The organism is Halomonas sp. E14, from assembly GCF_052568415.1.
Genome location: NZ_CP199423.1, coordinates 340,479 through 360,107, shown reverse-complemented (window position 1 = coordinate 360,107; position 19,629 = coordinate 340,479). Strand labels below are relative to the sequence as shown.

At 67.0% G+C, this 19,629-nt stretch carries 20 protein-coding genes; 13 read left to right on the top strand and 7 right to left on the bottom strand.

Annotation, left to right across the window (positions count from 1 at the left end; all coding sequences use genetic code 11):
- Window positions 1-17: 17 nt before the first annotated feature.
- The 3 genes from ACT7B3_RS01620 (at window position 18) to ACT7B3_RS01610 (ending at window position 1,810) form a co-directional block, all read left to right on the top strand.
- Window positions 18-326, top strand: coding sequence for a hypothetical protein (locus ACT7B3_RS01620; protein WP_444678610.1), 309 nt, complete (start codon window positions 18-20; stop codon window positions 324-326).
- Between the two features lie 82 nt (window positions 327-408).
- Window positions 409-747, top strand: a complete 339-nt coding sequence (locus tag ACT7B3_RS01615) for a hypothetical protein (protein ID WP_445156643.1) — start codon at window positions 409-411, stop codon at window positions 745-747.
- Window positions 748-874: 127 nt separating this feature from the next.
- Entirely contained in the window at window positions 875-1,810 is a 936-nt protein-coding gene (locus tag ACT7B3_RS01610; protein ID WP_445156642.1) for an AEC family transporter, read from the top strand.
- A gap of 15 nt (window positions 1,811-1,825) precedes the next feature.
- Here ACT7B3_RS01610 and ACT7B3_RS01605 read toward each other — a convergent pair whose 3' ends face one another.
- From ACT7B3_RS01605 to metK, 3 genes are all read right to left on the bottom strand, one after another.
- Complete coding sequence (locus tag ACT7B3_RS01605) at window positions 1,826-2,158, bottom strand: four-helix bundle copper-binding protein (RefSeq protein WP_444678612.1); 333 nt, start codon at window positions 2,156-2,158, stop codon at window positions 1,826-1,828.
- Between the two features lie 200 nt (window positions 2,159-2,358).
- A complete protein-coding gene (ahcY, locus tag ACT7B3_RS01600; protein WP_445156641.1) occupies window positions 2,359-3,768 on the bottom strand; it encodes an adenosylhomocysteinase in 1,410 nt (469 codons plus the stop codon).
- 203 nt (window positions 3,769-3,971) lie between these two features.
- Entirely contained in the window at window positions 3,972-5,192 is a 1,221-nt protein-coding gene (metK, locus tag ACT7B3_RS01595; protein ID WP_445156640.1) for a methionine adenosyltransferase, read from the bottom strand.
- 312 nt (window positions 5,193-5,504) lie between these two features.
- Between metK and tkt the strand changes: the two genes are divergently transcribed.
- The gene (gene tkt, locus ACT7B3_RS01590; RefSeq protein ID WP_445156639.1) at window positions 5,505-7,496 is read left to right on the top strand and encodes a transketolase; all 1,992 of its coding nucleotides are present in this window, start codon (window positions 5,505-5,507) and stop codon (window positions 7,494-7,496) included.
- Window positions 7,497-7,597: 101 nt separating this feature from the next.
- Here tkt and ACT7B3_RS01585 read toward each other — a convergent pair whose 3' ends face one another.
- Entirely contained in the window at window positions 7,598-8,650 is a 1,053-nt protein-coding gene (locus ACT7B3_RS01585) for a class I fructose-bisphosphate aldolase (protein WP_445156638.1), read from the bottom strand.
- 224 nt (window positions 8,651-8,874) lie between these two features.
- On the opposite strand from ACT7B3_RS01585, the gene ACT7B3_RS01580 reads away from it, so the two are divergent.
- The 5 genes from ACT7B3_RS01580 (at window position 8,875) to ACT7B3_RS01560 (ending at window position 13,522) form a co-directional block, all read left to right on the top strand.
- Window positions 8,875-9,918: a type I glyceraldehyde-3-phosphate dehydrogenase gene (locus ACT7B3_RS01580; protein WP_445156637.1), complete on the top strand. Its 1,044-nt coding sequence runs from the start codon at window positions 8,875-8,877 to the stop codon at window positions 9,916-9,918.
- Window positions 9,919-9,957: 39 nt separating this feature from the next.
- Complete coding sequence (locus ACT7B3_RS01575; protein WP_444678614.1) at window positions 9,958-11,124, top strand: phosphoglycerate kinase; 1,167 nt, start codon at window positions 9,958-9,960, stop codon at window positions 11,122-11,124.
- 94 nt (window positions 11,125-11,218) lie between these two features.
- A complete protein-coding gene (gene fba / locus ACT7B3_RS01570) occupies window positions 11,219-12,283 on the top strand; it encodes a class II fructose-bisphosphate aldolase (RefSeq protein WP_445156636.1) in 1,065 nt (354 codons plus the stop codon).
- A gap of 209 nt (window positions 12,284-12,492) precedes the next feature.
- Window positions 12,493-12,846 (top strand): hypothetical protein, encoded by a 354-nt coding sequence (locus tag ACT7B3_RS01565; RefSeq protein ID WP_444678615.1) that lies wholly within the window; start codon window positions 12,493-12,495, stop codon window positions 12,844-12,846.
- A gap of 85 nt (window positions 12,847-12,931) precedes the next feature.
- Window positions 12,932-13,522: a COG4315 family predicted lipoprotein gene (locus ACT7B3_RS01560; protein WP_444678616.1), complete on the top strand. Its 591-nt coding sequence runs from the start codon at window positions 12,932-12,934 to the stop codon at window positions 13,520-13,522.
- 217 nt (window positions 13,523-13,739) lie between these two features.
- Here the strand turns inward: ACT7B3_RS01560 and ACT7B3_RS01555 are convergent, their stop codons facing one another.
- Window positions 13,740-14,213, bottom strand: a complete 474-nt coding sequence (locus ACT7B3_RS01555) for a hypothetical protein (RefSeq protein ID WP_444678617.1) — start codon at window positions 14,211-14,213, stop codon at window positions 13,740-13,742.
- Window positions 14,214-14,673: 460 nt separating this feature from the next.
- Here ACT7B3_RS01555 and ACT7B3_RS01550 point away from each other — a divergent pair, with 460 nt between their 5' ends.
- The 3 genes from ACT7B3_RS01550 to ACT7B3_RS01540 all read left to right on the top strand — a co-directional run bounded on the left by ACT7B3_RS01550 (window position 14,674) and on the right by ACT7B3_RS01540 (window position 16,237).
- Window positions 14,674-15,369, top strand: a complete 696-nt coding sequence (locus tag ACT7B3_RS01550) for an HAD family hydrolase (protein ID WP_444678618.1) — start codon at window positions 14,674-14,676, stop codon at window positions 15,367-15,369.
- Between the two features lie 98 nt (window positions 15,370-15,467).
- On the top strand, window positions 15,468-15,842 hold the full coding sequence (locus tag ACT7B3_RS01545) for a translation initiation factor Sui1 (RefSeq protein WP_444678619.1): 375 nt from the start codon (window positions 15,468-15,470) through the stop codon (window positions 15,840-15,842).
- Between the two features lie 11 nt (window positions 15,843-15,853).
- Window positions 15,854-16,237 carry a hypothetical protein gene (locus tag ACT7B3_RS01540; protein WP_445156635.1) on the top strand — a complete coding sequence of 128 codons (384 nt, stop codon included), beginning with the start codon at window positions 15,854-15,856 and terminating at the stop codon, window positions 16,235-16,237.
- On the opposite strand, the gene ACT7B3_RS01535 is transcribed toward ACT7B3_RS01540, so the two are convergent.
- Window positions 16,209-17,078: an NAD-dependent protein deacetylase gene (locus tag ACT7B3_RS01535; RefSeq protein ID WP_445156634.1), complete on the bottom strand. Its 870-nt coding sequence runs from the start codon at window positions 17,076-17,078 to the stop codon at window positions 16,209-16,211. The two genes, ACT7B3_RS01540 and ACT7B3_RS01535, sit on opposite strands and share 29 nt — an antisense overlap.
- Window positions 17,079-17,227: 149 nt before the next feature.
- Between ACT7B3_RS01535 and ACT7B3_RS01530 the strand changes: the two genes are divergently transcribed.
- Window positions 17,228-18,142 carry a nuclease-related domain-containing protein gene (locus ACT7B3_RS01530; RefSeq protein WP_445156633.1) on the top strand — a complete coding sequence of 305 codons (915 nt, stop codon included), beginning with the start codon at window positions 17,228-17,230 and terminating at the stop codon, window positions 18,140-18,142.
- Between the two features lie 52 nt (window positions 18,143-18,194).
- On the opposite strand, the gene ACT7B3_RS01525 is transcribed toward ACT7B3_RS01530, so the two are convergent.
- Window positions 18,195-19,529 (bottom strand): deoxyguanosinetriphosphate triphosphohydrolase, encoded by a 1,335-nt coding sequence (locus ACT7B3_RS01525; RefSeq protein ID WP_445156632.1) that lies wholly within the window; start codon window positions 19,527-19,529, stop codon window positions 18,195-18,197.
- Window positions 19,530-19,629: the final 100 nt, after the last annotated feature.

Below are 19,629 nucleotides of genomic sequence, written 5' to 3'. Positions count from 1 at the left end.
CGACGAGGAGGGAACCCATGACCCAGGATATTCTCACCGGCACTCCCGTGCACGACGATGCCGGCAGGCAGGTCGGCAAGGTGGCCGACGCCAGCGATGCCGACAAGCTCGGCATCATCACCGAGACAGGCAGCCGCTTCTGGGTACCCCGGTCGCTGCTGGCCTTGCGCGACCAGCGCTGGACGCTGGAACCCGGCTATGCCGAACTCTCGCCCGACGAGGCCGAGATTCAGCAGGAGGAGCGCGAGCTGGACGAGGCCAATGCCGAAACCTTCCCCGCCAGCGACCCGCCCTCCTTCACTATGGGCGACGAAGGCAAGGGCTGAGCGTTCGCTTAGAAGGCCTTCCGTTTCGAGGACCTTGGGTTTTCGAGGACCTTTCGTTTCGCTGCGTTGTAAGGAGACAAGCATGGAGAAGTCCCGCACACCCCCCGCAGGCCAGCGGACCACCGACATCGACGCCAAGGAAGGTGAAGCGATGCGCGACAAGGCGCGCCGGCTGACCGAGCGCGACACCCCGGATGATGCGCCCGCACAGGGCAGCCAGGCGTCCTCCGACAGCGGCGAGGTCTACCGCCCCGATGCCAACGTGGACGACCAGAAGCACAGCGGCAAGAAGCCCGGCATCGACACCCGGCGGGACGCCACGCCGGTAGGCGGCGCCCAGGCGACCCGGGACAAGACCGCACACAAGGAGAACATCGACGACAAGGCCGATCAGGCCAGCTCGAGCCGGCGCAACGGCTAAGTGGTTTCTGAACGGCTGAACCACGCCTAAGCGCCCCCCTGGCCCATCCGGCCAGGGCCGATCCACCAGGCTGACAGCCGCCCTGCCGACAGGCATCATGGCGGCTTTCGGCATGGGAATGGCAAGGATGACGATCGACCCTGGCGCCCTGATGGGCCCCCTCTGGACGCTGCTGGCCTTTGTCGGCCTGGGCTGGCTGGCCGCACGGCGCCTAGCCATCGACCCGCGCCCGATCGCCACCCTGCTGATCTACCTGATCGCGCCGCTGACCTTCTTCCGCGGCCTGCTGCTGGGCGGCCCCACGCCCTTCTACCTGCTGCTCACCGTCGCCTTCTTTCTGCTGGCAAGCCTCGTCGCCGCCGCCATCAACCCGCTGGCGAAGCGCTTCCTGTCACCTCAGGAGAGCGCCCTGCTGGCCTTCTCCTCGGGCACCGGCAACACCGGCTACTTCGGCCTGCCCATCGCCATGATCCTGCTGCCGCCCGAAGGGGTCACGCTGTACCTCTTCTGCATCCTCGGCATCACCCTCTACGAGTTCACCGTCGGTTTCTATCTCAGCGCCCGCGGCCAGTTCTCGGTGAGGGAGAGCCTGCGCAAGATCGTGCGGCTGCCGCTGATCTACGCCTTCCTCGCCGCGCTGGTGGTCAGCGGCCTCGGCGTGACGCTCCCGACCGCGCTGTTGGAGAGCCTGGCGGTATTCCCGGCCACCTATACCCTGCTCGGCATGATGATCATCGGCATGACGCTGGGCCGGGTGACCTTCCGCGAAATCGACCTGCGCTTCATGGCCGGCTGCGTGGCGGTACGCTTCGGCCTGTGGCCATGGCTGATGCTGGGGACGGTGCTGGTGCTGCAGGCGCTGCTGCCGCTGCCCGACGAACTGGCCCTGGCCCTGCTGCTGCTGGGCGTGGTACCGATGGCGGCTAATGTGGTGGTGGTGGCCATGGAGCTCGGCATCAAGCCGGAGAAGGGCGCCCTGGCGGTGTTGGCCACCACCCTGGCCGCCCCGCTGCTGATCCCGCTCTACCTGCAGCTGCTGATGGGGCTGGCCGGCGTCGGCTGACGCCACAGCCGCGGCTCAGTGCGACGCCATGGCGATGCACGCCTCGGCGCAGCGCCGGCAGGCCTCGGCGCACTGCCGGCAGTGGTCGGCCTCGTGCTTGGCGCATTCGTCCGCGCACGCCTTGCAGATGTCGGCGCACAGGCGGCACAGCTGGTTGGCATACTCGCTGTCCTGGGCCATGAAGGACGCCGCCAGGCGGCAGATCTGCGCGCACTGCATGTCCAGGCGAATGCACTCCGCCATCATCTGGACATCCTCCTCCTGCAGGCACGACGTCGCGCAGCGGTCGCAGTAGGCCGCGCAGACATGGCAGGCTTCGATACACGCCTTGTAGTGACCAAAATCCATCTCGCTCACTCCTCTATGGGCTCGGCACGTGGAACCCCGCAGGCACCGCGCTTGCGGCCCTGCGGGTATGCTGAAAGCTAGCCGACGCCCGAAAGCCCCTCAAGCGAAGCGCCAGCATGCCCCGCTGCAAGCGCAACAACGCCGCCCGCGGGCGGCGTTGTTAATGCTCTGCTCTGCTCTTCTCATCTCTGCGCAGCGTATCAGTAGCGATAGGCGTCCGGCTTGTACGGCCCCGCCACCGGCACGCCGGTGTACTTGGCCTGCTGCTCGGTCATCTGCGTGAGCACGCCGCCGAAGCCCTCGACCATGTAGCGGGCCACCTCCTCGTCGAGATGGCGCGGCAGCACGGTGACGGCCAGACCGCCCTCCTTCTCGGCCGGCGGCAGGTCGGCGAAGCGCTGCTGATAGAGGTGGATCTGCGCCAGCACCTGGTTGGCGAAGGAGCCGTCCATCACCCGCGAGGGGTGCCCGGTGGCGTTGCCCAGGTTGACCAGGCGCCCCTCGGAGAGCAGCAGCAGGTAGTCGCTGCTGGCGGGGTCGAAATGCCCGGGCTTGCTGTCGCGATAGACCTTGTGCACCTGCGGCTTGACCTCCTCCCAGTGCCAGTGGCGGCGCATGTAGCCGGTGTCGATCTCGTTGTCGAAGTGGCCGATGTTGCACACCACCGCGCCGGGTTTGAGCGCCTCGAGCATGGCGGCGTCGCAGGCCTCGATGTTGCCGGTGCAGGTCACCACCAGGTCGATGCGCGAGAGCAAGGCCTGGTCGACGCTCTGCTTGCCGCGGTTGACGCCGTCGACATAGGGCGACACCACTTCATAGCCGTCCATGCACGCCTGCATGGCGCAGATGGGGTCGATCTCGGCGACCTTGACGATCATGCCCTCCTGGCGCAGCGAGGCCGCCGAGCCCTTGCCCACGTCGCCGTAGCCCACCACCAGCGCCTGCTTGCCCGCCAGCAGGTGGTCGAGGCCGCGCTTGATGGCATCGTTGAGCGAGTGGCGGCAGCCGTACTTGTTGTCGTTCTTCGACTTGGTCACGGCGTCGTTGACGTTGATCGCCGGCACCTTGAGCGTGCGGTCGCGCAGCATCTCCTGCAGGCGATGCACGCCGGTGGTGGTCTCCTCGGAGATGCCGTGAATGGCGTCGAGCAGCTCGGGGCGCTTGTCGTGCAGCAGCGCGGTGAGGTCGCCGCCGTCGTCGAGCACCATGTTGGGGGTCCAGCCGTCGGGGCCCTCCACCGTTTGCTCGATGCACCACCAGAACTCCTCTTCCGTCTCGCCCTTCCAGGCGAACACCGGGATGCCGGCGGCGGCGATGGCGGCGGCGGCGTGATCCTGGGTCGAGAAGATGTTGCACGACGACCAGCGCACCGACGCCCCCAGGTCGACCAGGGTCTCGATCAGCACCGCCGTCTGAATGGTCATATGGATGCAGCCGGCGATGCGCGCGCCGGCCAGCGGCTGCTCGTCGCGGTATTTGGCGCGGATCTTCATCAGCGCCGGCATCTCGGTCTCGGCGATGCGGATCTCACGCCGCCCCCAGTCGGCCAGGCTGATGTCGGCGACCTTGAAGTCCTGCGCGGTCGCGGCGGAAACGGCGGGCTGGTTCATGCATCACCTCTCTCGAGCGGAAACGGTGACACCTACTATAGGCCCAGCGCGGCCCTGCGTGCCAAGCCGATGGCTTCACGCAAGGGCCCGCTCGTCTCGAAACGACGACGCCCGGCACTGGGCCGGGCGTCGTGATGGGGCTTGCCGACAGCGCTTTTTTAACAGCGCGTTGCGACTGCTCTTCGCAATCGTCGCGCCGAAGCTTACAGCCCGGCGGCCTGTCGCAGGGCCGCGGCGCGGTCGGTACGCTCCCAGGGGAAAGCGGTGAAGGTCTCGGTATGCTCCTGGCCCTTGGTGTCCTTCCAGCAGTAGCTGGTCTCGAAAGGCTCGCGGCCGAAGTGGCCGTAGGCAGCGGTGAGCTGATACATGGGGTGCAGCAGATCGAGCATGCGGGTGATGGCGTAGGGGCGCAGGTCGAAGTGCTCGCGCACCAGCTCGATGATGCGCGCCTCGTCTACCTTGCCGGTGCCGAAGGTGTTGATCGACACCGAGGTCGGCTCGGCCACGCCGATGGCGTAGGAGACCTGGATCTCGCAGCGGTCGGCCAGGCCGGCGGCGACGATGTTCTTGGCCACGTAACGTCCGGCGTAGGCGGCGCTGCGATCGACCTTGGAGGGGTCCTTGCCCGAGAAGGCGCCGCCGCCGTGGCGCGCCATGCCGCCGTAGGTATCGACGATGATCTTGCGCCCGGTCAGGCCGCAGTCGCCCACCGGGCCACCGATGACGAACTTGCCGGTGGGATTGATGTGGTACTGGGTCGACTCGGAGAGCCACTCGGCGGGGATCACCACCTCGATGATCTCGCGCCGGACCATGCGCCGCAGCTCTTCCTGGTCGATCTCCGGGGCGTGCTGGGTCGACAGCACCACCGCCTCGACGCCGCACGGCATGCCCGCCTCGTCGTAGCGGAAGGTGACCTGGCTCTTGGCGTCCGGGCGCAGCCATGGCAGCAGCCCGTGCTTACGCAGCTCGGCCTGGCGCTCTACCAGGCGGTGGGCGTAGTGGATCGGCGCCGGCATCAAGGACTCGGTCTCGTTGGTGGCGTAGCCGAACATCAGGCCCTGGTCGCCCGCACCCTGGTCCTCCGGCCGGCTGCGGTCCACCCCCTGGGCGATGTCCACGCTCTGCTTGCCGATCAGATTGAGCACGCCGCAGGTCTCGCCGTCGAAGCCCACTTCCGAGGAGGTGTAGCCGATGTCGATGATCACCCGGCGCACCAGCTCCTCCAGATCGACCCAGGCCGAGGTGGAGATCTCACCGGCAACGATCGCCACGCCGGTCTTGACCAGCGTCTCGCAGGCCACCCGGGCGTGCTTGTCGCGGGCGATGATGGCATCCAGCACCGCATCGGAGATCTGGTCGGCGATCTTGTCCGGGTGCCCTTCGGACACGGACTCGGAGGTGAACAGGGTGTATTCGCTCATGGCCTTCTCGACCCTCTGTGTTTCGGCAAAAAGCGCAGCGGCGCTGTACAAGCCAGAATGACAGCCCCCTCGGCTGCGCACGTGGCCCGGCTTCCTGCCCGGCAGTCGCCCCTCGATGGGGGCCCGAGTTTACACGGAGCCACTTTCGGTGGCACCCGTCATTTGATGACCGGCGGCAAGTCGGCGACAATGAGCGACCAAACTGATCGCGCCGTGTCACCCTGCGGCGCCCAGCCAGAAAGCGTAGCGGCAGGCCCCGCGGCCCCGCCAACGAATCGCCCCATTCTGCCGCAGGCGAGGAGCTAACCCAACATGCCATCCCGTTTCGAACTGGCCAATGCCATTCGTGCCCTTTCCATGGATGCCGTCCAGAAGGCGAAATCCGGCCATCCCGGCGCGCCCATGGGCATGGCCGACATCGCTGAAGTGCTGTGGAACGACTACCTGAAGCACAACCCCAGCGATCCGAAATGGCCCGACCGCGACCGCTTCATCCTGTCGAACGGCCACGGTTCGATGCTGCTCTACTCCCTGCTGCACCTGTCCGGCTACGAGCTAGAGCTCGAGCAGCTGCGCAACTTCCGCCAGCTGCACTCCAAGACCGCCGGCCACCCCGAGTTCGGCTACGCTCCCGGCGTGGAGACCACCACCGGCCCGCTGGGCCAGGGCCTGGCCAACGCCGTGGGCATGGCCATCGCCGAGAAGACCCTGGCGGCACAGTTCAACCGCCCCGGCCACACCCTCGTCGACCACCAGACCTACTGCTTCGCCGGCGACGGCTGCCTGATGGAAGGTATTTCCCACGAGGTGTGCTCGCTGGCCGGCACCCTGGGGCTGGGCAAGCTCACGGTGTTCTACGACGCCAACGGCATCTCCATCGACGGCGAGATCGAGGGCTGGTTTACCGACGACACCGCCAAGCGCTTCGAGGCCTATGGCTGGCACGTGGTGCCCAACGTCGACGGCCACGACCCCGAGCAGATCAAGGCGGCGATCGAGCTGGCGCGCAGCCACGAAGAGAAGCCGAGCCTGATCATCTGCAAGACCATCATCGGCTTCGGCGCCCCCAACAAGCAGGGCAAGGAAGAGGCCCACGGCGCCCCGCTGGGCGACGAGGAAGTGGCCGCCGCGCGTCAGCAGCTGAACTGGCCGCATCCGCCGTTCCATGTGCCCGAGCCAATCTACCAGGCCTGGGATGCCCGCGAGCGTGGCAAGGCGCAGCAAGACGACTGGCAGGCGCGCTTCGCCCGCTACCGCGACGAACATCCTGAGCTTGCCCGCGAGTTCAGCCGCCGCACTCAGTGCAAGCTGCCGGCGGAAATCACCAGCGAGGCCTTCATCGAGAAGATGCAGCAGAAGGGCGAGACCATCGCCACGCGCAAGGCGTCGCTGCTGTGCCTCAACGAGCTCGGCCCGCAGCTGCCTGAGCTGCTCGGCGGCAGCGCCGACCTGGCACCCTCCAACCTGACCTTCTGGAGCGGCGCCAAGCCGATCTCCCGCGAGAACCCAAGCGGCAACTACCTGCACTACGGCGTGCGCGAGTTCGGCATGGGCGCGATCATGAACGGCATCGTGCTGCACGGCGGCTTCATCCCCTACGGCGCCACCTTCCTGATCTTCATGGAGTACATGCGCAACGCCGTGCGCATGGCGGCCTTGATGGGCAAGCGCGCCATCTACGTGTTTACCCACGACTCCATCGGCCTGGGCGAGGACGGCCCCACCCACCAGCCGATCGAGCAGCTGACCCAGCTGCGCAGCACGCCCAACCTGTGCACCTGGCGTCCCTGCGACGCGGTCGAGACCGCCGCCGCCTGGGACGCCGCAATCAAGCGCAACTCCGGCCCTACCGCGCTGGTGCTGTCGCGCCAGAACCTGCCGCACCAGCAGCGCAGCAAGCAGCAGCTGGCCGAGATCCAGCGCGGCGCCTATGTGCTCAAGGACAGCGAGGGCACCCCCGAGCTGATCCTGATCGCCACCGGCTCCGAAGTGGCGCTGGCCATGGAGGCCGCCGCCGAGCTGGAAGGCCAGGGCCGCGCCGTACGCGTGGTCTCGATGCCCTCGGCCTACCGCTTCGACGGCCAGGAGGCCGAGTACCGCGAGAAGGTGCTGCCGCGTGCGGTGACCAAGCGCATCGCCATCGAGGCCGGCCACGCCGACTACTGGTACAAGTACGTGGGCCTCGACGGCCGCGTGATCGGCATGACCACGTTCGGCGAGTCCGCCCCGGCGGAGGCGCTGTTCAAGCACTTCGGTTTCACCCGCGAGAACGTGGTGAAGCAGGCCAAGGAGCTGCTGGGCTGATACGCGTCTCGCCAGGCTAGCCTGACGCAGGCAGAAGAAGGGCACGGCCTCACGGTCGTGCCCTTTTCGTTACGGCCCTTTGCGTTACTGTGCCCTGCCGCTCAGGCGATGGTCACATCCCTGTCGAGATAGACATCCTGGATGGCGTGGAGCAGCGCCACCCCTTCGTCCATCGGCTTCTGGAACGCCTTGCGCCCGGAGATCAGGCCCATGCCACCGGCGCGCTTGTTGATCACCGCGGTGCGCACCGCCTCGCCCAGGTCGGAGTGGCCCTTGGCGCCGCCGCCGGAGTTGATCAGCCCGGCGCGGCCCATGTAGCAGCACGCCACCTGGTAGCGAGCCAGGTCGATGGGGTGATCGGAGGTGAGCTCATCGTAGACCTTGGCGTGGGTGTGGCCGAAGCCGATGTCGCGGTAGCCGCCGTTGGTCTCGGGCAGCTTCTGCTTGACGATGTCGGCCTTGAGCGTGGCGGCGAGGTGGTTGGCCTGGCCGGTGAGGTCGGCTGCCACGTGGTAATCCTTGCCGTCGTGCTTGAAGCCCGGGTTGCGCAGGTAGGCCCACAGCACCGTGGCCATGCCGAGCTGGTGGGCACGCTCGAAGGCTTCGCTGATTTCCATGATCTGGCGGCGGCTCTCGGGCGAGCCGAAGTAGATGGTGGCCCCCACCGCCACGCAGCCCATGTCGTGGGCCTGCTCCACCTTGGCGAACAGGGTCTGGTCGTACATCGCCGGATAGCTCAGCGTCTCATTGTGGTTGAGCTTGAGCATCATCGGGATGCGGTGGGCGTAGCGCCGCGCTACCGACGACAGCACCCCGAGGGTGGAGGCCACGCCGTTGCAGCCGCCCTCGATGGCCAGTTCGACGATGTTGGCGGGGTCGAAGTAGCGCGGGTTGGGCGCGAAGGAAGCACCGGCGGAGTGCTCGATGCCCTGGTCCACCGGCAGCAGGCTGAGGTAGCCGGTGCCGCCCAGGCGGCCGTGGTCGAACATCGCCTGCAGGCTGCGCATTACCGCCGGGCTGCGGTCGCTGTCGGCCACCACCCGGCTGACGAAGTCGGGCCCCGGCAGGTAAAGCTGCTCACGGGGAAAGCCCTCGCAGCGGTGGTTGAGCAGCCTATCGGCTTCGTCACCCAACAGTTGGGCTATATCGGTCATATCTGTCCTCTCCATGGTGTCGTGATTCGCCATTCCCAGCGTAGCGAAAACCGTACCGAGCCTACGCCTCGCTTGCAAACGATAGCGTTACTTTACCGAAAGCGGGTGGGCGCCCGGCAGCGCGCCAGCCGGGACGTCCCGGGGGTTTTGCGGTAGAATCGCCGCTTTCCATTCCAGGCCGCCCCCGGGCTGCCCCCCGGCCACCGAAGGAGAGCCCAGCGAGCATGGCCCAGCGCATCGCCATCAACGGTTACGGTCGTATCGGCCAATGCGTGCTGCGCGCACTGATGGAGCGCCAGGCGGCCCAGCCCGACGCGCCGAGGCTCGAGGTGGTGGCGATCAACGAACTCTCCGATCTGGCCACCATCACCTACCTGACCCGCTACGACACCACGCATGGCCGCTTCCCCGGGCAGGTTTCGGCCGAGCACGGCCATTTGCGCGTCGACGATCATGCGATTCGGGTGCTCTCCGAGGCCGACCCCGCGCGCCTGCCGTGGGGCGAGCTCGGCATCGACCTGGTGCTGGAGTGCTCGGGCAGCTTCAAGGACCGCGCCACCGCCGAGCGGCACCTGGCCGCCGGCGCCGGCCGCCTGCTGTTCTCCCAGCCCGCCGAGAACGACGTCGATGCCACCATCGTGTGCGGCATCAACGACGCCATGCTCGCCGCCGACCACCGCGTCGTCTCCGCGGCCTCATGCACCACCAACTGCCTGGTGCCGGTGCTCACGGTGCTCGACCGGGCGCTGGGCATCGAGCACGGCGTGACCACCACGGTGCACTCGGCCATGAACGACCAGCCGGTGATCGACGCCTACCACCAGACCGACCTGCGCCTGACGCGCTCGGCGATGCACTCCATCGTGCCCGTCGACACCAGCCTGGCACTGGGCATCAACCGCCTGATGCCGCACCTGGCCGGGCGCTTCGAATGCCTTCACATGCGCGTGCCGACCATCAACGTCTCGGCCATGGACCTGTCGCTCTGCGTACGCCGCGACACCTCCGCCGCCGAGGTCAACGCCCTGCTGCAGGAGGCAAGCCAAGGCCCGCTGGCCGGGCTGCTCGGCTACACCGAGGAGCCCATGGCCTCGGTCGACTTCAACCACGACCCCCGCTCGGGTATCGTTGACGCCACCCAGACTCGGGTGGCTGGAGGCCGCCTGATCAAGCTGTTGTGCTGGTTCGACAACGAATGGGGCTTCGCCAACCGCATGCTCGACGTCGCTCAGCGCCTGGCCGCGCTGCGGCCGGCAGTACCCCGCTGAACCCGGTTCCGCTTTACCATCAATGAGGATGATGCCCTGATGAACGTGCTCAAGATGACCGACCTCGACCTGCGTGGACAGCGTGTGCTGATCCGCGAGGATCTGAACGTACCCGTCAAGCACGGCAAGGTGAGTAGCGACGCCCGCCTGCGGGCCAGCCTGCCGACCATCAAGGCGGCCATGGAGGCCGGCGCCAAGGTCATGCTGATGAGCCACCTAGGGCGCCCCACCGAGGGCGAGCCGGCCGAGGAATTCTCGCTGGCGCCGGTGGCCGAACACCTTGGCGAGCTGCTCGGCCGCCCGGTGCGGCTGGTCAAGGAGTACCTCGACAGCGCCCAGGATCTGGCTGACGGTGAAGTGGTGCTGCTCGAGAACGTGCGCTTCAACGTCGGCGAGAAGAAGGACGACGAGACCCTCGCCCAGCAATATGCCGACCTGTGCGACATCTACGTGATGGACGCCTTCGGCACCGCCCACCGCGCCCAGGCCTCCACCCACGGCGTGGCGCGCTTTGCTCCCCAGGCCTGCGCCGGCCCGCTGCTGGCCGCCGAGCTCGACGCCCTGGAAAAGGCACTGGCCACGCCCGGGCGGCCGATGGTCGCCATCGTCGGCGGCTCCAAGGTCTCGACCAAGCTCGAGGTGCTCAACGCCCTGTCCGAGAAGTGCGACCAGCTGATCGTCGGCGGCGGCATCGCCAACACCTTCATCGCCGCGGCCGGCCACAACGTCGGCAAGTCGCTGTATGAAGCCGACCTGGTCGAACAGGCCAAGGCACTGATGGCCAAGGTCGAGATTCCGCTGCCCACCGACGTGGTGGTCGCCACCGAATTCTCCGAATCGGCCGACGCCGTGGTCAAGCCGGTCGACCAGGTGAAGGATAACGAGATGATTCTCGATATCGGCCCCGACAGCGCCGGGCGGCTGGCCGGCCTGCTCAAGAACGCCGGCACCATCCTATGGAACGGCCCGGTCGGCGTGTTCGAGATCGACCAATTCGGCAAGGGCACAGAAGCGCTGTCGCGTGCCATCGCCGAAAGCAACGGTTTCTCCATCGCCGGCGGCGGCGACACCCTGGCCGCCATCGACAAATACGGCATTGCCGAGCAGGTGTCCTATATTTCCACCGGCGGCGGTGCCTTCCTCGAGTATGTGGAAGGCAAGATACTGCCCGCGGTGAAGGCGCTGGAAGACGCCGCCGCACGCTGATCCAACCGGCGGTGCCCGGCCTCGCCGGGCACCGCCCCGATTTTCGACTGCAAGCCCCACAGATCGCACAGATCCCAGAGAGACAGGTGAGTTCATGGCACTGATCAGCATGCGCCAGATGCTGGACCACGCCGCCGAGCGCGGCTACGGCATCCCCGCATTCAACGTCAACAACCTCGAACAGATGCGCGCCATCATGGAGGCGGCCGACAAGACCGACTCACCGGTGATCGTTCAGGCCTCCGCCGGCGCCCGCAAGTATGCCGGCGCCCCCTTCCTGCGCCACCTCATCCTGGCCGCGGTGGAGGAATTCCCGCACATCCCGGTCGTCATGCATCAGGACCACGGCACCTCGCCGGCAGTGTGCCAGCGCTCGATCCAGCTCGGCTTTTCCTCGGTGATGATGGACGGCTCGCTGGGCGAGGACGGCAAGACCCCGATGGACTACGACTACAACGTCGACGTCACCCGCCGCACCGTCGAGATGGCGCATGCCTGCGGCGTTTCGGTGGAGGGCGAGCTGGGCTGCCTGGGCAGCCTGGAGACCGGCATGGCCGGTGAAGAGGACGGCATCGGCGCCGAGGGCGTACTCTCCCACGACCAGCTGCTGACCGACCCCGAAGAGGCCGCCGCATTCGTCAAGGCGACCCAGGTCGATGCCCTGGCCATCGCCATCGGCACCAGCCACGGCGCCTACAAGTTCACCAAGCCGCCCACCGGCGATACGCTCTCCATCCAGCGCATCAAGGAGATCCACGCCCGCATCCCCGACACCCACCTGGTGATGCACGGCTCCTCCTCGGTGCCCCAGGAGTGGCTCGCCATCATCAACGAGTTCGGCGGCGAGATCCCCGAGACCTACGGCGTGCCGGTCGAGGAGATCGTCGAGGGCATCAAGTACGGCGTGCGCAAGGTCAACATCGACACCGACCTGCGCCTGGCCTCCACCGGCGCGGTGCGCCGCTTCCTGGCCCAACATCCCAGTGAGTTCGACCCGCGCAAGTACCTGAAGGAAACCGTGACGGCCATGCGCGACGTCTGCATCGCCCGCTACGAAGCCTTCGGCACCGCCGGCAACGCCAGCCGCATCAAGCCGATCAGCCTCGACGCGATGTACGAGCGCTACGCCCGCGGCGAGCTCGACCCCAAGATCAGGTAAACCCACCGGCCTGGCGGGGGCGGCTCACGGAGCCGCCCCTGTTCGTTTCCGCCCAGCCTTTTATACTTTGAAAGAACGGTTTTACCGCGTTTGCTCACGCCAACCTGCCTTGCTGCAGCGTTTTTTTACATTGCACTGCAGCATAAGGTGCCTAAGTGTGAGAAAGTAGCAGCACTGATGCTGCACTTGCCCCACAAGGAGGTCGACCCATGACACCCACCTATTTCTACCCCATATTGCCCAGCACGCCTGCCGCCATGTTCGATGTGTGGAAGCTCGGCACCATGATGTTCGAGCTCTGGTCGACGTCGCTTTCCACCATCTCCATGCGCCACCAGCTGTGGCACACCCAGCCGCCCACCAGTGCCAGGATGGTCCGCGAGAATCAGCGCATGGTCATGGAAAAGATGGAAGCCGGGATCGAGACCGGCTTCGCCATGCAGAAGGCCATGCTGGCGATGGCCTTCGGCCAGGCGGCGCCCTGGTGGGTTACCGGGCGCAACGCAATGCTGCCCTACCATCGCCGCAGCAGCGCCAACTCGCGCCGGCTGTCACGCCGCTGAGATAGGCGCAGCGACGAAGACAGGCGCAGCGCCGGCTGCCACCGCCTAGACTGGAAAGCTGTACCCCAAGGAAGAGAGGCCCGACATGACGTCCAATCCGCAAGCGCCGCGCCTGGCCAGCGGCATCGTCCTGATGCTGGCCCTGGCCACACCGGCACTGGCCGCCCCGGAAACTGCCACTACCACCAGCGACGACCCTACCCAGGTGGAAGGCATGAGCCCCGAGGAGTCGGAGCAGCAGCTCGACCCCAGGGCCGACCCGACCCAGCAGGCACGCCTGGAGGTGGGGGAACAGGCGCCCTTCGGCCGCTACCTGACCAACCAGGACGGCAAGAGTCTCTACATGTTCGAGCAGGATGAGCAGGGCGGCGACTATTCCACTTGCTATGAAACCTGCGCCATCGCCTGGCCGCCCTACACGACCGAGGAAGCACCGGCTGCCGGCGAGCAGGTCGATGCCGAGCGACTCGGCATGATCGAGCGCGACGACGGCACCCGGCAGGTCACCTATGACGGCTGGCCGCTTTACTTCTTCGCTCGCGACGTGTATCCCGGCGATGCCCTGGGCCAGGGACTCGACCACATGGGCGGCCCTTGGTACCTGCTCTCTCCCGACGGCGAGATCATCGAGGAAGCCGACCCGCAGCAGGCCCCGCAGGTAACGCCGCAACACTGAAACACCAGGCCTGCCCACAGCCCACAGCGAGTGGGCAGGCCTGATTCGCCTGTGTCAGGACACCGATCGACTTGCCCAAACGCGCCCGCCCCCGGCAGATTGCCGGGGGCGGGTCGCTGACGGCGAAGCTTCCTTGCTGCCTAGAGTATCACCCTCGTCCTTGACGGTGACCGCCCTTCCCTGGGCGCTAGTCCCTATCCTTGGCCTCAGTCAGGACTTACCAGTCCTGATCATCGTCGTCCTGGGTGTCTTCCCAGTCGTCGCCGTTGTCTTCATCCCAGGTGGTGTCGCCGTTGTCGTCCCAGTCGTCATCGGCGTCTACACCCGCACCAGCGCCTGCACCGGCTCCGGTGCCACCTACGCCGGTGTCACCTTCGGCGCCCACGCCGGCTCCAGTACCGCCGACGCCAGTGTCACCTTCTGCGCCCATGCCTGCACCTGCAGCACCTTCACCGGCCCCTGCACCTGCACCAACACCCGCATCGCCTTGGCCGGCGCCAGTGCCAACGCCTGTATCGGCACCGCCTTCAAAGCCGGTATCAGCACCATCATTGCCCGGCATGGTTTCCTGCGGCACGGTGTCCTGACCGTTGTCTTCATCATGGAAATCGGCAAAGGCCAGCGGGCTTGCGCTCAGGCCAACAGTAATACCGACAATGCCGAGTTTCTTGAGAAATTCCTTGGACATCATGTTCGCACCTCCAAAGGAGTTGAACGTGAGTTTTCCTTGGTGAAGCCGAAGGCTTCGCGGATCATAGCGGTACCGGGAGAATCTTTTCCGTTAGATGCCTCTCCGATGCCGTGTGCTGCTCGACCTGTGTGTTGCATCGGGCGGGCCAATCCGTGCCAATAATTTTAAAAAAACAACTATAACAATAACTTAAAAATATTCTCAGGTGGCACGGCAACGTCACGCCAAGCGGCATCGGGTGGCGAAATCTGACACATGCGCCTGAACGAGCCCGGCACAGCGAGGGTATGATCCAGCTCGTCGACCAACGTGACGGATATGGGCCTGCCTCGCCTTGAAGAAGCGGAACGAAAGCGCAATACTTAGAAAACAGCGTTCGCTATGACGCAACGCCTATTCCATGGCCCGTCGGCAAACCAAGCGCGGATCGCGTCAGCATCCGCCTGGAAGGACAAGAGGCATGAAGGCATCTCTTTGCCTGCTATTTGACTGTGACGGCACGCTGGTGGACAGCGAGCCTCTCCTGGCCGCCGAGATGGCGGTCAGCCTGACGCGGCTCGGCCTGCCCTTCCAGGCCAGCGACTACACCGGCGAGTTTCGCGGCAGCCGCTTTCGCCATATCGTGGCCGCGCTGGAAAGCCGTCACGGCAACGTCGACCGCATGCGCCTGGCGGAAACCGAAACCGAGATGCGGCGCAACCTGAACCGCCGGCTGGAAACGGAGCTGGCGCCGATCACCGGCGCCCGTGAAGCGCTTCAGGCACTGGCGGGCTACCCCTGCGGGGTGGTCTCCAACGGCCCCGAAAACAAGATTCGCACCTCGCTGAACAGCATCGGCGTGGCCGAGCACTTCGGCGATCGCCTGTTCAGCGGTTACACGGCCAAGTTCTGGAAGCCCGATCCGCGCCTCTACCTGTATGCCGCCCACGCCATGGGCTTCGCCGCACGGGACTGCGTGGCCGTGGACGACGCCCTGGTCGGCGTACGCGCCGCGCTGGAGGCGGGCATGACGGTCATCCACCTGAATCGTTTCCCCGACGCCGAGGAGACGCCCGAAGGCGCCATCGCCATCAGCAGCATGTACCAGCTCCCCACCATCATCGAACACCTTGCGTTGACCCGCAGCACGCCCAGGCGCCTGGCCCAGGTTCGCTGACGCCCGCCGGGCTGCCGCCGCCCGGCGCCAAGCGTTATGATGGCCGCTGGCGCTGCCAGGCAGGCCCGCCTTTCTCCGCATTCACAAGGAGCTTCCCAATGGCGTCATTGCAGGACCAGCTGCGCGGCCTGGTCTACTCAACGGAACATGGCGACATCTGTCCCGCCTGCCGCGAACCCCTGGCCCGGTGCCGTTGCGACGAACTGGCCGAACAGGCCAGGCTCGCAGCGCTGGACGGCATTGTTCGGCTGCGTCGCGAAACCAGCGGGCGCAAGGGAAAGGGCGTCACCACCATCACCGGGGTGCCGCTGAAGGAGGCCGAACTGAAGGCGCTGGCCAAGGCGCTCAAGCGCTGCTGCGGTACCGGCGGTGCGCTCAAGGACGGCGTCATCGAGATCCAGGGCGATCATCGCGAGCGCCTCAAGGCCGAGCTGGAAAGCCGCGGCTACACCGTAAAACTGGCCGGCGGCTGATAGGAGGCCCGATGCCAACGATTCGTTTACCCCTGCGCTACCCGATTGCCCTGATGCTGGCCGTGGCACTGGCCGGCTGCGCCGGCACCCCCGACCTCAGCGAGCTGCGCGCCCAGGTGGAGCCGCCGCCGGGCCTGGTGGTGTCCAACGACGCCGAGCTTGACGTGCGCCTGGTCGGCGCCGGCGGCACCCTGGCCGAAACCCATGTGACGCCGCGCGGGCCGGGCCCCTGGCCCGTGGTGCTGCGCTATGCCCCACCGCGAGACGACGCCTCGGTACAACTGCGCGCCGAGCTGCGCCAGCAGGGCCGCGTGACCCACTCCGCCGAACCGCTGCAGCTCGACGACGCTGCGCCGGGCGACACCCTCAGCCTGCCGATCTTGCCGCGTCCGTAAGCAGCGCCAGGGCGGCGGTGAGGGTCGCCCCCGCCGGGGCCTCGAGCTTGAGCCGGTAGAGCGAATCGGCGCGCGTTAGCCCCAGGTTGAGGCAGGCAATCGGCTTGCCCTGCTGGGCGGCGCGGCGTACGAACCGCAGCCCCGACTGCACCATCAGCGAGGAGCCGACCACCAGCAGCGCCTCGGCGTCGTCGACCGTACGCATGGCTCGTGCCACCCGCTCGGTCGGCACGCTGTCGCCGAAGAACACCACGTCGGGCTTCCAGATACCCTCGCCGCAGCGCCGGCAGCCGGGCACGCGGAACGATAAGAAGTCCTGCTCCAGCGCGGCATCGCCGTCGGGTCTGGCCTCGGCCTTCATGTCCCGCCATTGGGGGTTGCAGTCGGCCAGCTCGGCATGCAGGTCATGGCGCATGCGCAGCGCCCCGCAGCCCATGCAGCGCACCTGCTCCGCTCGCCCGTGCAGGTCGATCACCCGCCGAGACCCCGCCTGCTGATGCAGCCCATCGACGTTCTGGGTGATCAGCCCGGTCATGCCGCCGAGCGACTCCAGCCGCGCCAGGGCCCGATGGGCGGGTCCTGGCCGCGCCTGGTGCAACAGGCGAAAACCGACCAACGCCCGCGCCCAGTAGCGCTGCCGGGCCGCATGGCTGGTCATGAACTGCTGGTGCTGCATCGGCGGCGAGCACTTCCAGGAGCCGTCGAGGTCGCGATAGTCGGGAATGCCGCTCTCGGTGCTGACACCGGCGCCGGTCAGCACCGCCAAGCGCGCATGACGCGCCAGGAAGTCCGCCAGCGCCATGGCGTCACGCGAGGTGTCCCGCTGTTCCGTGTGCTTCATTCGCTCTTCACCCTTGCTGTCTGTCTCCCCACCCGCTCGGCGTAGGCGCGCCTGCCGCGTACAGGTGGGAATGAACATGGCTTCCACCCGCCAAGGTTGTCTAGAATGGAGGGCTTACATGCCCCTCAACAGGCAAGGACACCTTCCCGATGGCCTGGCTGGAATACCTGCTTCCCCTGATCTTCCTGTTCCCCCTGGGGGCGATGGCGGTCATCGTGATCGCCCTGCGCAACCTTCACGATGCCCGGGTACGCTCGCCGTTCAATGCCCGCCCCCTGCGGGAGCCCGGCCAGGCCCTGCGCGACCGCCTCGACCGTGCCTTCGCCACGCTGTTTCTCAATGGCGCCCTCGGGCCGATCGTCACCCTCGCCCCGCTGGTCTACGGCATGGGCCGCATGCTGTTTGCCAACCGCCAGAACTGGCTCGAATGGGCGCTGTACGGCGCCCTCAGTACGGTGCTGGTATTGATCTACTGCTTCCTGCTAATCCGTGACTTCCAGCATATCCGCCGGATCAAGCTGGGGCTCGCCTGCGAGCTGGCGGTCGGCCAGGAGCTGGAGCGCATGATCCATCCCGAGGCCCACCCCTACTACGTGTTCCATGATGTGCCCACCGACACCGACACCATGGACCATGTCGCCGTCACGCCTCACGGCGTGTTCGTGGTTGAGACCCGCGCCCGCACGCGGCCGTTCACCGCCGATGGGCGCGAAATCAACCTGGTCACGGTCGAGTCCGACCGCCTGCGCTTCCCCGGCTGGAGCGAACAGCGCCCGCTCGAGAAGACCTTGCGCGCCACCCACTGGCTGGCCGAGTGGCTGGAAAGCCGCTGCGGCGCCCCGGTGCCGGTGCGCGGCGTGCTGACGCTGCCGGGCTGGGAGATCACTTATGCCGGTGCGCCGGAAGGGCTGCTGGTGGTCAGCGGCGAAGCGCTGGCGCAGCAGCTCAGCGAGATCCGACTCGGCACCATCGACGATGCCATGCACGACAAGGTGATCGCCGCCCTGATCGAGCGCGCCGCCGAGCTGGAGAAGAACCTCGCGCTGAACGAGCCGTCGGTCTAACGCGGCCGGCGCCCGCCTTTTGCCACAGCCGCACGGGCGGCGGCGGCCTGCCTCAATCGCCGCGCAGCCGCCCGCCCATCTCCTGGGCCAGGTCCACGGCGTAGTGGTCGGTCATGCCGCCGATGAAATCGAGCATGCGCCGATAGCTGTCGTAGAGCGACCAGGAGGGCTTGGGGGTGTTCTCTCCGATCAGCGCCAGCACCCGCTGATGCTTGAAGCTCGAGCCGCCGGTGTAGTGAAGCTCGTGGGCAGCCCCGATGAAGGCCTCGAGCAGGATGCCAAGGGTGGTGTAGGCGCCGATTTCGAGCTTGGCCTTGCGCTCGTTCTGGAAGATGCGCTCGCGGGCCAGCTGCTTGGCCGCCTTGACTCCCCAGCCCAGGTCGGGATGGCACAGTTCCAGCAGGTCGGCATTGAGCGTGCCGTTGAGCAGCGCCGTCTCGTGGGCGACGAACACCGCGCCGACGTCGTTGACGGCCCGCTCCATGGCGGCGCCGCGCAGGGCGGCGATGCGGCGCCGCTGCGACACCCCATCTCGCACCATGGCCGGGTAGTCCGGCGGCGTGTCGCCGGCAATCTGCAGCAGCACGTCGGCCACCTCTTGGAAGCGCAGAATGCCCATCTCCAGGCCGTCTTCGAGGTCGAGCAGGGCGTAGCAGATGTCATCCGCCGCCTCCACCAGCCAGGCCAGCGGGTGGCGGCACCAGCGCCCCGCTTCCCGCGGCAGCAGCCCGAGGCGGTCGGCCACCTCGGCCAGCAGGCGCCGCTCGGACTGGTAGCAGCCGAACTTGCCGGCGCTGCCGCCGTGCTCCACCGTCCAGGGGTATTTCAGCAGCGTGCCCAGGGTGGCCGCGGTTAGCCGCATGCCGCCGCGGAACTGGTTGTACTCGATCTGGGTGACCACGCGAAAGCCCTGGGCATTGCCCTCGTAGGTCAGCAGGTCGGCACGCTCGAGCTCGGTCAGCCCTTCCAGCAACCCGCTGCCGTCGGCCTCGGCGCGCTTGAACCAGTCGCGGATGGCGTACTCGCCGGCATGGCCGAAGGGAGGGTTGCCGATGTCATGCCCCAGGCAGGCCGCCTGCACGATCACGCCCAGGTCGGCCGGCGTCATCCAGGCCGGCAGGCGCTCGCGCAGCAGCTCACCCACGATCATGCCCAGGCTGCGCCCCACGCAGCCCACCTCCAGCGAGTGGGTGAGGCGAGTGTGAATGTGGTCGTTGTCGGTCAGCGGATGGACCTGGGTCTTGCGCCCCAGGCGCCGGAACGAGCCGGAAAAGACGATTCGATCGTGATCCTTGTGAAACGGGCTGCGGCCGATCTCTTCACGGCCGCTGCGCTCTCCGTCGAGCCGCGAGGGGTCGAGCAAGCGCTGCCACTGCATCTGCACCATGGGCTTCCTCCTGAAGAGCTCCATTCTGGCACTAGTGGGCACAGGAAGGCCACGCCGCTGCGCCGGCCGCTGCGCTTGTGGTACGCCCCCCGGCTTGCCT

Excerpts from the sequence above, each read along its gene's own strand:
- ACT7B3_RS01620 (WP_444678610.1), top strand. The coding sequence starts at position 18 with ATGACCCAGGATATTCTCACCGGCACTCCCGTGCACGACGATGCCGGC.
- ACT7B3_RS01615 (WP_445156643.1), top strand. The coding sequence starts at position 409 with ATGGAGAAGTCCCGCACACCCCCCGCAGGCCAGCGGACCACCGACATC.
- ACT7B3_RS01610 (WP_445156642.1), top strand. The coding sequence starts at position 875 with ATGACGATCGACCCTGGCGCCCTGATGGGCCCCCTCTGGACGCTGCTG.
- ACT7B3_RS01605 (WP_444678612.1), bottom strand. The coding sequence starts at position 2,158 with ATGGATTTTGGTCACTACAAGGCGTGTATCGAAGCCTGCCATGTCTGC.
- ahcY (WP_445156641.1), bottom strand. The coding sequence starts at position 3,768 with ATGAACCAGCCCGCCGTTTCCGCCGCGACCGCGCAGGACTTCAAGGTC.
- metK (WP_445156640.1), bottom strand. The coding sequence starts at position 5,192 with ATGAGCGAATACACCCTGTTCACCTCCGAGTCCGTGTCCGAAGGGCAC.
- tkt (WP_445156639.1), top strand. The coding sequence starts at position 5,505 with ATGCCATCCCGTTTCGAACTGGCCAATGCCATTCGTGCCCTTTCCATG.
- ACT7B3_RS01585 (WP_445156638.1), bottom strand. The coding sequence starts at position 8,650 with ATGACCGATATAGCCCAACTGTTGGGTGACGAAGCCGATAGGCTGCTC.
- ACT7B3_RS01580 (WP_445156637.1), top strand. The coding sequence starts at position 8,875 with ATGGCCCAGCGCATCGCCATCAACGGTTACGGTCGTATCGGCCAATGC.
- ACT7B3_RS01575 (WP_444678614.1), top strand. The coding sequence starts at position 9,958 with ATGAACGTGCTCAAGATGACCGACCTCGACCTGCGTGGACAGCGTGTG.
- fba (WP_445156636.1), top strand. The coding sequence starts at position 11,219 with ATGGCACTGATCAGCATGCGCCAGATGCTGGACCACGCCGCCGAGCGC.
- ACT7B3_RS01565 (WP_444678615.1), top strand. The coding sequence starts at position 12,493 with ATGACACCCACCTATTTCTACCCCATATTGCCCAGCACGCCTGCCGCC.
- ACT7B3_RS01560 (WP_444678616.1), top strand. The coding sequence starts at position 12,932 with ATGACGTCCAATCCGCAAGCGCCGCGCCTGGCCAGCGGCATCGTCCTG.
- ACT7B3_RS01555 (WP_444678617.1), bottom strand. The coding sequence starts at position 14,213 with ATGATGTCCAAGGAATTTCTCAAGAAACTCGGCATTGTCGGTATTACT.
- ACT7B3_RS01550 (WP_444678618.1), top strand. The coding sequence starts at position 14,674 with ATGAAGGCATCTCTTTGCCTGCTATTTGACTGTGACGGCACGCTGGTG.
- ACT7B3_RS01545 (WP_444678619.1), top strand. The coding sequence starts at position 15,468 with ATGGCGTCATTGCAGGACCAGCTGCGCGGCCTGGTCTACTCAACGGAA.
- ACT7B3_RS01540 (WP_445156635.1), top strand. The coding sequence starts at position 15,854 with ATGCCAACGATTCGTTTACCCCTGCGCTACCCGATTGCCCTGATGCTG.
- ACT7B3_RS01535 (WP_445156634.1), bottom strand. The coding sequence starts at position 17,078 with ATGAAGCACACGGAACAGCGGGACACCTCGCGTGACGCCATGGCGCTG.
- ACT7B3_RS01530 (WP_445156633.1), top strand. The coding sequence starts at position 17,228 with ATGGCCTGGCTGGAATACCTGCTTCCCCTGATCTTCCTGTTCCCCCTG.
- ACT7B3_RS01525 (WP_445156632.1), bottom strand. The coding sequence starts at position 19,529 with ATGGTGCAGATGCAGTGGCAGCGCTTGCTCGACCCCTCGCGGCTCGAC.